A 12532-nucleotide genomic window follows, 5' to 3' on the forward strand; every position below is an offset into this window, starting at 1 on the left:
TCCCCGCAGCTGGGATGGTCGTGGCCCGCGTATCCTGCGCGCTTCCCCGCTGCCGTCCGCCCGCCGCATGAAGCCCGACACGATGTCGTTCCACCATCCGGTCGCCTTCTGGGTCGGCTGCCTTGCCGTGGTGGCCGGCGTGTTCGCGCACATGCCGATGTTCCTGATGGGCCGTGCGATGCACTGGCAGCTGGTGGGCATGCCGATGACGCCGCTGATGCTGGCCGGCATGGCGCTGATCCCCGCCGGATTGCTGCTGTCGACGTTCGGGCTGATGCCGCGCCTGGAGCAGGTGCGGCGCACGCTGCACGATTCCAGCCACCTGCACTTCCACATCGCCGACGGCGTGCCGCTCAATCGCGAGCACTGGAAGCTGGTGGCGGTGCTGGTGGTGGCGCTGGCGATCGATGTGATGAAGCCGGCGACGCTGGGCTTCGTGGTCCCGGGGATGAGCGCCGAATACGTCATCCCGAAGCCGACCGCGAGCCTGCTCGCGCTGGTCGCGCTGATCGGCACCACGGTGGGCTCGGTCGTGTGGGGGCGCCTGGCCGACGTGTTCGGTCGCCGCGCCGCGATCCTGCTGTCGGCGCTGATGTTCATGGGCACCGCCATCTGCGGCGCGATGCCGGCGTTCGGCTGGAACCTGGTGATGTGCTTCCTGATGGGTGCGTCGGCTGGCGGGCTGCTGCCGATCACCTTCACGCTGATGGCCGAAACCATTCCGTCCGCGCATCGCGGCTGGTTGCTGGTGGCGCTCGGCGGCGTCGGTACCTCCGCGGGCTACCTGCTGGCCGCGGGTTCCGCGTCGCTGCTCGAGCCGATGTTCAGCTGGCGCGTGTTGTGGCTGCTGGGACTGCCGACGGGCGCGATCATCCTGTTCCTCAACCGCTACATCCCCGAATCACCGCGCTTCCTGTCCAACGCCGGATACGAGCGCGAGGCGCGCGCGGTGCTGCGCAAGTTCGCCGGCGACTCGGCATCGGACGCGATCGAGACCGACGACGCGCAACATCCCGGCGCGCCGGTGATCGACGAGCGGCATCCCGTCGTCGGCATGCGCCAGCTGCTGCGCGGCCGCCATGCGCGCATCACCTGGGGGCTGGTGATGTGCGGCATCGCGTGGGGCCTGGTCAACTTCGGCTTCGTGCTGTGGTTGCCGGTGAACCTCGCGGGGATGGGCGTGGAAGCCGCCGGCGTCAGCAGGTTGCTCGCGCTCTCTGCCGTGCTGGCGCTGCCCGGCATCGGCGTGGTGATCTGGCTCTACCACCGCTGGTCGAGCTTCAAGTCGCTGGTGCTCTTCATCGGGCTGACCACGCTGGCGCTGCTGGCGTTCTTCGCGATGGGATCCGGCGGCGTGCACTCGCAGGCCGTGACCATGGCGGCGACGGTGGCCTTGCTGGTCAGCGTCAGCGGCGTGATCGCGATGCTGATTCCCTACGCCGCGGAAATCTATCCCGTGCACCTGCGCGGCACCGGCTCGGGCGTGATCGCGGCCAGTTCGAAATTCGGCGGCATCCTCGGCGCGGGCCTGGGCGTGCTCGGCTTCTTCGGCAATTTCGCCCTGTCGGCCGTGCTGATCGCGGTGCCGATGGCGATCTCCGGCGTGATGCTCTGGCGCAGCGGCATCGAGACGCGCGGACAGGGGCTGGAAGACATCCAGGACGCGTTGCAGCGCTGAGCTGCGGTCGCGACCCGCCTGCCGGTCGCAATCCCTGCGATCGTCGCCAGCGATGCTGGGCGCCTCCTCGTCAGGGAGTGGCCAGGCGGCGGGGCCGGTGGGCGCCGGTCCCGCCGTCGGGTTTCAAGGGTTTCAGCCAGCCGGCTTGTCGCCGCACTGGCATGCGGCGCACTTGCAGCAGTTGCAGGCGACGCAACGGCACTCGCTGCACTTGCAACAGCCGCAGGCGGCGGCCTGCGCGGCAGCGGAAGAAACGGCGCGGGTCGAGGTCGACATGGGGAGAGCTCCGGAGATGCGGCCGATTGCCGCGACACGGACTCTGGAGCTTGCCCCGATGGCAAGGTCAACACCGCCGAACCGGCCCTGTCGAGGCAGGGCGGCCGGACAGGGGCGCGGGTTGACGTTGACCCGGTGGGAAGGTGCACGCTGCACGGACCCGACGTCCCCATGGAATCCACACCGATGGCCAGGCCCGCCTTGCGTCCCGAACTCGCCGAAGCGCGCCAGCAGGGATTCCACAACATCGGCGAAGCCGCCGCCGCGACCGGCGTGAGCGCGAAGATGATCCGCCACTACGAAGCCGCCGGACTCATTCCGACGGCGCAGCGCACCTTCGCCGGCTATCGCCTGTATGCCGATGCCGACCTGCACCGGCTGCGCTTCATCAAGCGCGCGCGCCTGCTTGGCTTCCCGATGAAACAGATCGAAGTCCTGCTGGGATTGTGGAACGACCGGCAGCGCTCCAGCGCCGAGGTCAAGGCGCTGGCCGAGGCGCACGCCGCCGAGCTGCAGGAGCGCATCACCGAGATGCAGGCGATGCAGCGCACGCTGCAGTCGCTCGCCCGCCATTGCCACGGCGACGCGCGGCCCGAGTGTCCGATCCTGGACGACCTCGCCGGGATGCCGCTGCCGCCCTAGCCCGCCGTGGTGACCTGCTGCTGCAAGCGGGCACACAGCACGCGCACGGCGTCGCGCAATGCATCCGGCGCACGCACCTCGAACGCGAACGGCAGCCGCGCCAGTTCCCGCGCGAACCAGTCCAGGTCGTCGGCCTGCGCCAGCAGCCGCACGCCACCATCGGCGGACTGCAGCAGTCCGATCGCATCGAAGACCTCGCGCCGCGCGGTCGCCAGGTCGGTGTGCAGCAGCACGTCGATCGCATGCGCGCGCGGAAGCGTCGCCAGCGAGAACGCGAGATGGCCGAGCGCATCGAAGTCGTCCGGCCGGCCAAAGCTCGCCGGCAACGGCGCGACCGCTGCGATGCGATCGAGCCGGAACGAGCGCAATCCATTGCGCAGGTGGCAATGGCCGACGGCGTACCAGCGACCGCCGCGCCAGGCGAGGCCATAGGGATCGAAATCGCGCTCGCTGTCGGCGCGCTGCGCGCTGCGGTAGTGCATGCGCACGCGCTGGCGCGATTGCGCGGCGGCGCTGAGCACGCGCAGCACCCCGCTGTCGCCGGCCGCCTGCGGGTGGCGCGACAGGTCCAGCGCGATGGTCTGGTCGACCGCGCGCACGCGGCTGCGCAGTGCCGCCGGCATCACGCGCTCAAGCTTGGCCTGCGCACTGGCGATCGCCGGCGCGGCATCCGCCAGGCCCAGGCCACGCGCGGCGAGCAGGCCCAGCGACAAGGCGAGCGCCTCGTCATCGCCGAACATCATCGGCGGCAGCTTGAATCCGGGCACCAGCCGGTAACCGCCGAAGCGGCCGCGCTCGCTGGTCACCGGGATGCCGAGTTCTTCCAGCACCGTGATGTAGCGTCGCAGGGTGCGGCCGTGCACGCCCAGCTCGCGCGCCAGCTCGGTGCCGGTGACGGCGCCGCGCGCCTGCAACAGCTCGAGCAGGGCAAGCACGCGGGTGGCCGGACGTTGCATGGTCGCGAGTCTAACGATCAATCAGGGCGGAATTCGTCCTGGTTGGATCGTAGGCTCCCAGTCGCCCCCAACGCCTGGATGCGCCATGCCCGACATCGCCGACACGCAAGCCTCCCCCTGCAGCGTGCTGGAACTGCGCCAGTACACACTGCGTCCCGGCCAGCGGGATGTGCTGATCGAGCTGTTCGAACGCGAATTCATCGAATCGCAGGAAGCCGTCGGCATGACGCTGTTCGGCCAGTTCCGCGACCTCGACGCACCCGACCGCTTCGTCTGGCTGCGTGGATTCACCGACATGCCGGCGCGCGCCGCGGCGCTGTCGGCCTTCTACGGTGGTCCGGCCTGGCAGGCCCATCGTGATGCGGCCAACGCGACGATGCTGGATTCGGACAACGTGCTGCTGCTGCGGCCGGTGCATCCGGATTCGGGCTTTCGCCCTGGCGCGCGTCCGGCATCCGGCCAATCGACAACGCAACTGGTGGTCGCGACGCTCTGCCATTTCGCGGCGCCGGTCGACGCCGCGGCGATCGCGTTGCTCGACGACGCCATCACCGCGCTGCTCGTCGACGCCGGCGCGACGATCCTGGCAACGCTGGTGAGCGAACCGGCGCCGAACAACTTCCCGCGCCTGCCGGTGCGTGAAGGCGAGCACGTGCTCGCATGGTTCATGGCGTTCGACACCATCCAGGCCTATCTCCAGCACTGCGATGCGCTGGCGGGCAGCCCGGCGTGGCGATCGGCAGCGAGCGAACTGCAACGATTGACGATGCGCAGCGAAACGCTGCGGCTGGCGCCGACCGCGCGTTCGCGACGACTGCATCCGCGGGACGCATGACATGACCGACACCTCGCACCTGTGGCTGTTCTTCGTGCTGGTGTTCGGCGTGGTGCTGCTGCCGGGGCTGGACATGGCCTACGTGATGGCGAGCGCGCTGGTCGGCGGTCGCCGCGCCGGCATCGCGGCCACCGCGGGCATCGTCGCCGGCGGCGTGGTGCACGTGACCATGGGTGCGCTCGGGATCATGGCGGTGCTGCGGCTGTTCCCGGCGGCGTTCAACGCGGTGCTGCTCGCCGGTGCGTTCTACATCGCGTGGATCGGGATCTCGCTGCTGCGCAGTCGTGCCATGTTCGGCGAGCTGCCGGCGCAGCGCCTGCGCACGCAGGCAGCGACCTTTCGCCAGGGCATGCTGACGAGCCTGCTCAATCCGAAGGCCTACCTGTTCATGCTCGCGATCTTCCCGCAGTTCCTGAAGCCGCAATACGGCCTGCCCTGGCTGCAGGCGGTGGTGTTGTGGCTGATCATCGCGATCACGCAGACCGTGGTCTACGGCGGCATGGCACTGGCCGGCGACCGCGTGCGCGGCGCGCTGGCGACAAGGCCGGCGACCGGCGCGGTGCTGGCGAAACTGGTGGGGGCGATCCTGCTCGCGACCGCGTTCTACACCGCGTTCGAGGGCTGGCGGATGCGCTGACACGCGGCGCGCGATTCACCGACACGCGCGTTGCGGTTTGCCTGACGCAATCCGCCCGCGGATCACGGCACGCTGCAGGCCCGCGACGCTCAAGGACGAGCCATGCGACACCTGATTGCCCTGCTGTTGTCGATCTGCCTGGCTGCGCCGTTCGTGGCGTCCGCCGCGGCGCCGCCACGCAACATGCTGCCGATGGTCTACAGGGGCGGCGTCGACGTCGGCGACTACTGGATCAGCGAGAAGCTCGATGGCGTTCGCGGGCGCTGGGACGGCCATCACCTGTGGGCGCGCAGCGGTGCCCGCATCGATCCGCCAGCGTGGTTCACGGCGCGCTGGCCTTCGGTGCCGATGGACGGCGAGTTGTGGATCGGGCGCGGCCGCTTCGATGCGATCAGCAAGCTCGTGCGCGCACCTGGCATCGGTGGCGACGGCTGGCGGCAGGTGCACCTGATGGTGTTCGACCTGCCCGGCGACCCCGGCCGCTTCGAGCAACGCGTGTTGCACATGCGCGCGCTCGTCGCGGGCGTCGGCAGCGCCTCGTTGCGGGTCATCCCGCAGTACCGCCTGCACGACAGGGCCGAGCTCGACGCGCGCCTCAAGGCGGTTGTCGCCGCCGGTGGCGAGGGGCTGGTGCTGCAGCACCGCGATGCGCTGTATGTACCCGGACGCAGTGCAACCCTGCTCAAGTACAAACCCTACGACGACACCGAGGCGCGGGTGGTGGCGTACACCGCCGGCCGGGGCAAATACGCCGGGCAACTCGGCGCGCTGGTCGTGCGTCGACCCGATGGCCTGCAGTTCCGCATCGGCAGCGGCTTCAGTGATGCGCAACGCAGGCATCCACCCGCGATCGGCAGCAACGTCACCTATCGCTACAACGGGCTGACGTCGAAAGGCACGCCGCGCTTCGCGCGTTTCATGCGCGTCCGCGACGACATGCCCCCGCCGGATCCGAACTAGCTCGCGTGCGGGCCGCTCAAGGCGGCCGGGTCATTGCCGTGAGGTCGGCGGTCCGTTCGGCATAGGCGTCCTCGATGCAGCGCACCGTCGTGCAGGCATCGCGCACATGCCTGCGCCAGTCGTCCTGCTCGCGCTGCAACGCAGCCTGGTCGTCGGTCGTGCGGGCGGCACTGGCATACGTGCGCGTGAGTTCCCAGTCCATCAGCGACAACACCGAGTCTTCGCAGATCAGGTGCTCCGCACGCGTGAAAGCCTGCTCGCAATCGAAGGCCGGCCCGGCACGGGGCGGCCAGCGCGTCGCAGGATCCGGAATCGGCGGCGGGAGTGTTGCCGTGGCGACCTGCGCCGGCGCGGCCCAGGCGGGAGGAAATGCATACCCCGCGCACTGGCGTTTGAAGAAGGCGACATAGCGGGATTTCTCTGCCGGATCGTTGCGCGACACCAGTGCCTGGCACGCCATGGCGCGTGCCTGCCCGCCACCGGGGCTGGCTGTCGCGACTGCCTGCGTGGCCGCTGGCGCAACGCTGGCCTCGTCGCCGGGCTCGGCGCCGACGGGCGCCGCGGGCATTGCGTTGTTGCCGGCGACCGGTTCGGGATCTGCAGCTTGGGCAACACTCGACGTCGTCGCCGCGCGCTTCGTGCTGCCGTTGTTGATGCTGCCGTTGTCGATGCGGTCCCTGTTGATGCGGTCTTTGGAAGCCAACTCGGGCTGCAGGTGCAGCAGGATGCGCTCGCCACCCTCGCCGGGAACCCAGTACAGCACGCCCTTCATGTCGCCCGGCACCTCGTACACGATCTTCCCGCGCGCACTCGCCGATGGCTGCAGCACCTGCAGCTGCAGGTAACCATCGGCGAAGATGTTGACCGGAGTGGCGAATGTCCGCTCGCGTTGCTCGTCGACGGCAACCAGCTTTCCTTCGGAGAACACGCGCGGCTGCGTATCCGTGTTGCGCACGTCCACGTCGAGAACGACGAACCGGTTACCCGTGGCAGGCTGCTTGGCGTCGAAGCCGGACACGCTGATGCGGTCAGCGGTGTGCGCACCGTCCAGGGCGATCCGCAGCGGCTTGGTCGACGTGGCCTGGCCGGGTTGCTGCGCGGCGCCGAATCCGTCGATCGCGCTGCTGCTCCCGCCGTCCTTGCCCTGGCACCCGGCGATCGCAACGACCGCAATCGCGAGCAGGCAGCGACGAGCCGGGTGCGCCGAACCCGTCCGGACGCGTGGACGGTGCCTGGGCGCACTGCTCGATAGGTCCCGACATGCCATCAAGGCAGCGTTTCACCCGGGAAGTTAAGGCCAGGTGGTAGCGGCCGGAGCCGATGGCGGTCGAGCGACGGATCGCCCGTCCTGGCGCGTTGGCGCCGTCTTGACGCGTCACGACTGAAGCTCTGCAGGTGCCAGACGCCAACCGGCCGCGCAACACATGCCCACCGCTCGAGACATCCAGTGAACCTGATCTACTCGTCCAACCAGGCAACGGCACGCATTTTCGCCCTCTCGCAGGAACTCGCGCCGGGCGACTGGAAGTGGATCAAGGATGGCCGCGTGATCAGCGAGTACCCGCGCGCCGACATCTACAAGCTGCAGCACTGGGACGCCAACCCACGGCACGTGGACATCGATGCCGCGCTGGAGCGGGCCCGCCAGAAACGCCGGCTCGGAACGCTCATCGACTACAGCTGACCCCGAGTCCCGCGCCAGCAATGGTCCGCTCCCGGCTCGTCCGGTTCCCGTGGGCGCGATGACCCCGGCCGATGACGTCCGCCCGCGACGGGTCGATGACGCCCTGCACCAGGCAGCTGTTCCGTGCACCCTGTCACGCCGGTGCATGACCAACGTGGGATTGGCAGCGCGGGGCGGCGGCGCTAGGGTGCGATGTTGGTTCGTCGTTCCGCCGGGGAAATCATGTCCAGACCACTGATCGCCGCGCTCGCGGCGACGCTGCTCATCGCCAATGCGCAGGCTGCCACGTCGACGCAGACGCGGTCCGCCGACGACCCCTATCCGAGCACCTATCATCCGGTCGCGTCCGGCCCGGTTCTGATCCAGCATGCGACGGTGCTCACCGGCACCGGCACGCGCCTGGACGACGCCGACATCCTGCTGGAGGACGGCAGGATCGTCGCGATCGGCAGCCATCTGGATGCGCCGGTCGATGCAACCCGCGTCGATGGCACCGGCAAGTGGGTGACGCCAGGCCTGATCGACGTGCATTCGCACCTGGGCGTGTATTCCAGTCCCGGCGTCACCGCCGCCAGCGACGGCAACGAGGCAACCGCGCCGACCACGCCCAATGTCTGGGCCGAACATTCGATCTGGCCGCAGGATCCGGGCTTCCTCACCGCGCTCGCCGGCGGCATCACCTCGCTGCAGATCCTGCCCGGTTCGGCCAACCTGATCGGTGGCCGCGGCGTGACCTTGAAGAACGTGCCGTCGACCACCTACCAGGGCATGAAATTCCCCGGCGCGCCGTGGGGCCTGAAGATGGCCTGCGGCGAGAATCCCAAGCGCGTCTATGGCCAGAAGGGTGGACCGTCGACGCGCATGGGCAACGTCGCCGGCTACCGCGCCGCGTTCATCGACGCCGCGGACTACATCAAGAAGCACAACGCCAAGCCAAAAGCCGCGCCGAAGAAGCGTCACTGGTGGCAGGATCCCGACACCGCGCCCGACAGCGACGCCGACACCGGCGGCAAGCGCGACCTGAAAATGGACACGCTCGCCGGCGCCATCAACGGCGACATCCTCGTGCACATCCATTGCTATCGCGCCGACGAGATGGCGACGATGCTCGACCTGGCCAAGGAATTCGGATTCCATGTCGCCGCGTTCCACCACGCCGTGGAGGCCTACAAGATCGCGGATCGGCTGGCCGCCGAAGGCACGTGCGCGGCGATGTGGGCCGACTGGTGGGGCTTCAAGATGGAAGCCTTCGACGGCATCCAGGAGAACATCGCGCTGGTCGATCGCGCGCCGAACAGCTGCGCGATCGTGCATTCGGATTCGGAGGAAGGCATCCAGCGCCTCAACCAGGAAGCCGCCAAGGTAATCGCGCACGCGCAGCTGGCCGGCATCGCCATCGCGCCGGAACACGCGGTCGAATGGATCACCAAGAACCCGGCCAAGGCGCTCGGCATCCTCGACCGCACCGGCACGCTGGAGCCCGGCAAGATGGCCGACGTCGTGGTCTGGAACGGCACGCCGTTCAGCGTCTACGCGCACGCCGAGCAGGTCTACATCGACGGCGCCCGCATCTACGACCGCAACGATCCCGCGCGCCAGCCGCGATCGGACTTCATGCTCGGCCAGGGCGCGGCGATGACGGGGGTCGTGCAATGAACCGCCTCGCGATGACCTCGCTCGCCACCGCCCTGCTCGCCTGCTGCGCGTTCGCGGCGTCGGCGCAGGACCTGCTGATCCACAACGCGACCGTGCATACCGCGACGGCGCGCGGCACCCTGCAGCATGCCGACGTGCGCGTGCACGACGGCCGAATCAGCGCCGTCGGCATCGGCCTTGCCGCCGGCGACGCGCGGGTGGTCGAAGCCAATGGTGCGCCGCTGACCCCGACGCTGTTCGGCGGCATCACCGACATCGGACTGGAGGAAGTGTCCGGCGAGAAGAGCACGGTCGACGAATCGGTGGCGCTCGGCGACGGCGCCAAGCACATGACGGTGCGTCCGGAATTCGACGTGACGCTCGCCTACAACCCCGACTCGGTGCTGATCCCGGTGGCCCGCATCGAGGGCATCGGCTGGACGCTGCTCGGCGCCGACAGCACGCAGGGCGGATCGATCATCGGCGGCCAGGGCGGCATCGTGCGCCTGGATGGCAGCTCCGATCCGATCGGTCCACGCGTGTTGTTCGTCGACCTCGGCAGCAGTGCGGCCGGCCTCACCGGCGATTCGCGCGCGGCGCAGTGGATGCTGCTCGACCAGCTGATCGACGAAGTCCACGGCCGCATCGGGCCCAATTCGCCGATGGCACTGCTGACACCCGCCGGCCGCGCCACCCTGGCGAAATACATCGGCGGTGGCGGTCGCGTCGTGGTCGGCGTCAATCGCGCCGCCGACATCCGCCAATTGCTGCGCTGGTCAAAACGCCACGACGTTCGCATCGCGATCGCCGGTGGCGCCGAGGCGTGGCGCGTCGCGCCGGGTCTTGCCGCGGCGCACGTGCCGGTGTTCGTCGATCCGCTCAGCGACCTGCCCGCGGATTTCGACCAGATCGGCGCAACGATGGAGAACGCCGCGCGCCTGCACGCCGCGGGCGTCGCGGTCGCGTTCGCGCAGTTCGGCGACGCATCGCACAACGCGCGCAAGATCCGCCAGATCGCCGGCAACGCCGTCGCCAACGGGCTGCCGTGGGAAGACGGCCTCGCCGGCCTGACCCGCGTGCCCGCCGAAACCTTCGGCGTCGCCGGGGACGTCGGCAGCATCGCGCCGGGCAAGCGCGCCGACCTGGTGCTGTGGAGCGGCGACCCGCTCGAAGTCAGCACCGTCGCGCGCCAGGTCTGGCTCGACGGCAACGCGATCCCGATGCGCTCGCGCCAGACCGAACTGCGCGACCGCTACATGCACCCCAACGACGGCCTGCCGCGCGCCTACCCCGACATCGCCCGCTGACGCCGGTCATCCGCTGATCCACGTCCGCCACTCCCTCGGAAGCTGCGGACGCCGGCACTAACGAAGGAAGCACTGCCGGCGCGCGCCACGGACGCGACCGACGACCCGGCGCTCGTCAGCGCGTCGGATCCTGCATGAAGCATCCGGCCGCGCTGTACCAGTCGATCACCTGGTCCTGCGGGGGGAGCGCCAGCGAGACGAAACGCACGTTGCATTGCAGCTCCGTCTGCTCGCCGGGCATCCCGGGAATGGACGTACTCGCCGGCGCGGTGGCGCCGACCCGGCAACTCCAGTCCTGGCCGTAGCGCGTGGTGCCGGTGGTGTTGTCGACGTTTTCGTAGGTGACGCTCCAGCCGAAGGTGTTGCCGGCGACCAGCGGGAATGGTTGTCCGACCAGTTTGTCGATGGCGACCGCCTTGATGACCCCGTCGATGACGGCGTACTGGCTGCTGGTTTTCGAGCGCATGCTCAGCGGGATGATGCCGGCCCAGGTCTGGCCGGTCGCGACGGTCCTGACCAGGCCACCCTCGCCCGCCAGCACCGTGATGTCGAGCCGGCACTGGTTGCTGCCCGCCACCCGCTGCACGCTGCCGTCGGCCGTCACCGGCACGGTCTGGTTGACGATGCGGGTGCCGGAGCGATGCGCGACCTCGCCGGTGCCCACAGGCAGCTGGAAGAACGCGTCGCCTGCGACCTGCCTGCCGACGGCCTCGTCGATCGGATGATCGGGATCCGCCGCGGGCACGCTGGCGGCGCGCGCGACGGCGCTGGCGGTCTTTGTCGCCGCCTTCGCCTTCGCCTTCGTCTTCGCCGTCACTGCCGGCGCGCCGCCAGCGCGGCGCAGCCGCTTCGCCTCCAGTCGCGCGACCGGTGCATGGCTTCCCTGCGGATACGCGGCCAGGTAATCCTCGAAATCCTCGGCAGCCTTGCTCGAGGACATCCGGCGCCAGAAATCCTCCTCGACATCGTCCACGGTGCCCGATGAACGCACCGCGGGCGGTTGCGTGGCCGTGGGCGCGGCTGCCATCGCTGGCGCGACGGCATCGGTTGCCGGCGCCGGTCCCGGCGTGAAGTCCAGATCGACCTTCTTGATGCCGGAGAACGGAAATGACTTCCTGAAGTCATTGCGGCTCTTGTCAGCCTCGGCCTGGGTGTCGCTGGGGATGCACAGCGCGTCCTGCGCGTCGACGCCGTGGGTGGCGGCGGCGCGGGCGCCGAATTCCGAGGCGTAGCGGGTCAATGCCTTGAAATAGGCCATGTCGTTCATCGGCGGCATGGTCTGCACGAAAATGCCGGACGTCACCAGGACCCGCTTGTCGGTGTCGACGGAACGGCAATAGACGAATTTCGCCGCCGCGGTGAGCGGCGCCGGCGTGGTGTTGGCGTAGGTGGCCGCGCTCGGCGTCCAGTTCACGTCATGCCAGTCGTACACATGGATGCCGAAGCTGCGCTTGCCCATGATGGCGGCAATTCTGGCCCGGGTTTCCTCGGCGGCCGCGCGCGATACCGCCGTCACGCACGTCTTGTCTCCGGCACCGCCGAGCGTGCCCACGTAGGCATGGAATTCGGAGGCGAGCGCCGTGTCCATCAGGTCCGTTCCCGGCGGCGTCGGGAACACCTGCGATACCCAGATATCCCGCTTGCCCGTGTCGTTGACCTGGCAAAAGGAGTAACGACCGCCGGTCGCGGCCTGGGCGAAGACGGACGCGGGCGCAAGACACAGCAGGACGAATACGGCGGCGAATGCCTTCATGGGAACGGGGCTCGTGAAGAATGCGTGAATATTCCCATGATCACGCCGGAGCTGGTGGGCCGTGCATCTACCGGCCTCTGCCACTCGCGTCACCAATCCAGCCGCCCGCCCGATTTTCGCCCCGCCGCAATGCGGGTTCGTCGGCGCATTCCGGCTTGCGTCGCAAACC

The 12532-nt window shown here is 69.2% G+C and carries 11 protein-coding genes; 8 read left to right on the top strand and 3 right to left on the bottom strand.

From position 1 onward, the window contains the following. Positions 1 to 67 precede the first annotated feature (67 nt). Positions 68 to 1678 (top strand): MFS transporter, encoded by a 1611-nt coding sequence (locus GST15_RS11685; RefSeq protein WP_159017450.1) that lies wholly within the window; start codon positions 68 to 70, stop codon positions 1676 to 1678. Positions 1679 to 2140: 462 nt separating this feature from the next. Next, complete coding sequence (gene cueR, locus GST15_RS11690; protein ID WP_159017546.1) at positions 2141 to 2596, top strand: Cu(I)-responsive transcriptional regulator; 456 nt, start codon at positions 2141 to 2143, stop codon at positions 2594 to 2596. Here cueR and GST15_RS11695 read toward each other — a convergent pair. Further along, positions 2593 to 3552, bottom strand: a complete 960-nt coding sequence (locus GST15_RS11695) for a helix-turn-helix transcriptional regulator (RefSeq protein WP_159017451.1) — start codon at positions 3550 to 3552, stop codon at positions 2593 to 2595. The genes cueR and GST15_RS11695 overlap by 4 nt on opposite strands. Before the next feature lie 85 nt (positions 3553 to 3637). Between GST15_RS11695 and GST15_RS11700 the strand changes: the two genes are divergently transcribed. The 3 genes from GST15_RS11700 (at position 3638) to GST15_RS11710 (ending at position 5984) form a co-directional block, all read left to right on the top strand. Further along, positions 3638 to 4387 (top strand): NIPSNAP family protein, encoded by a 750-nt coding sequence (locus GST15_RS11700; RefSeq protein WP_159017452.1) that lies wholly within the window; start codon positions 3638 to 3640, stop codon positions 4385 to 4387. 1 nt (position 4388) lies between these two features. Further along, positions 4389 to 5024, top strand: a complete 636-nt coding sequence (locus tag GST15_RS11705) for a LysE family translocator (protein ID WP_159017453.1) — start codon at positions 4389 to 4391, stop codon at positions 5022 to 5024. A 102-nt stretch (positions 5025 to 5126) separates the two neighbouring features. After that, positions 5127 to 5984, top strand: a complete 858-nt coding sequence (locus tag GST15_RS11710) for a DNA ligase (protein WP_159017454.1) — start codon at positions 5127 to 5129, stop codon at positions 5982 to 5984. A 16-nt stretch (positions 5985 to 6000) separates the two neighbouring features. Here the strand turns inward: GST15_RS11710 and GST15_RS11715 are convergent, their stop codons facing one another. Continuing rightward, positions 6001 to 7251, bottom strand: a complete 1251-nt coding sequence (locus GST15_RS11715) for a DUF4352 domain-containing protein (RefSeq protein WP_159017455.1) — start codon at positions 7249 to 7251, stop codon at positions 6001 to 6003. 180 nt (positions 7252 to 7431) lie between these two features. Between GST15_RS11715 and GST15_RS11720 the strand changes: the two genes are divergently transcribed. From GST15_RS11720 to GST15_RS11730, 3 genes are all read left to right on the top strand, one after another. Then, positions 7432 to 7668, top strand: a complete 237-nt coding sequence (locus GST15_RS11720) for a hypothetical protein (RefSeq protein WP_159017456.1) — start codon at positions 7432 to 7434, stop codon at positions 7666 to 7668. Between the two features lie 222 nt (positions 7669 to 7890). Beyond that, positions 7891 to 9324 (top strand): amidohydrolase, encoded by a 1434-nt coding sequence (locus GST15_RS11725; RefSeq protein ID WP_159017457.1) that lies wholly within the window; start codon positions 7891 to 7893, stop codon positions 9322 to 9324. Continuing rightward, a complete protein-coding gene (locus GST15_RS11730; protein ID WP_159017458.1) occupies positions 9321 to 10610 on the top strand; it encodes an amidohydrolase family protein in 1290 nt (429 codons plus the stop codon). Before GST15_RS11725 ends, GST15_RS11730 begins: the two co-directional genes overlap by 4 nt. 115 nt (positions 10611 to 10725) lie before the next feature. Here the strand turns inward: GST15_RS11730 and GST15_RS11735 are convergent, their stop codons facing one another. Beyond that, entirely contained in the window at positions 10726 to 12363 is a 1638-nt protein-coding gene (locus GST15_RS11735) for a hypothetical protein (RefSeq protein WP_159017459.1), read from the bottom strand. Positions 12364 to 12532: the final 169 nt, after the last annotated feature.

The sequence above is a fragment of the Cognatiluteimonas profundi genome (genome assembly GCF_009792795.1).
In the GTDB taxonomy this organism is placed as follows: domain Bacteria; phylum Pseudomonadota; class Gammaproteobacteria; order Xanthomonadales; family Xanthomonadaceae; genus Cognatiluteimonas; species Cognatiluteimonas profundi.

Coding starts and splice junctions, on each gene's coding strand:
- GST15_RS11685 (WP_159017450.1), top strand. CDS start 68: ATGAAGCCCGACACGATGTCGTTCCACCATCCGGTCGCCTTCTGGGTC.
- cueR (WP_159017546.1), top strand. CDS start 2,141: ATGGCCAGGCCCGCCTTGCGTCCCGAACTCGCCGAAGCGCGCCAGCAG.
- GST15_RS11695 (WP_159017451.1), bottom strand. CDS start 3,552: ATGCAACGTCCGGCCACCCGCGTGCTTGCCCTGCTCGAGCTGTTGCAG.
- GST15_RS11700 (WP_159017452.1), top strand. CDS start 3,638: ATGCCCGACATCGCCGACACGCAAGCCTCCCCCTGCAGCGTGCTGGAA.
- GST15_RS11705 (WP_159017453.1), top strand. CDS start 4,389: ATGACCGACACCTCGCACCTGTGGCTGTTCTTCGTGCTGGTGTTCGGC.
- GST15_RS11710 (WP_159017454.1), top strand. CDS start 5,127: ATGCGACACCTGATTGCCCTGCTGTTGTCGATCTGCCTGGCTGCGCCG.
- GST15_RS11715 (WP_159017455.1), bottom strand. CDS start 7,251: ATGGCATGTCGGGACCTATCGAGCAGTGCGCCCAGGCACCGTCCACGC.
- GST15_RS11725 (WP_159017457.1), top strand. CDS start 7,891: ATGTCCAGACCACTGATCGCCGCGCTCGCGGCGACGCTGCTCATCGCC.
- GST15_RS11730 (WP_159017458.1), top strand. CDS start 9,321: ATGAACCGCCTCGCGATGACCTCGCTCGCCACCGCCCTGCTCGCCTGC.
- GST15_RS11735 (WP_159017459.1), bottom strand. CDS start 12,363: ATGAAGGCATTCGCCGCCGTATTCGTCCTGCTGTGTCTTGCGCCCGCG.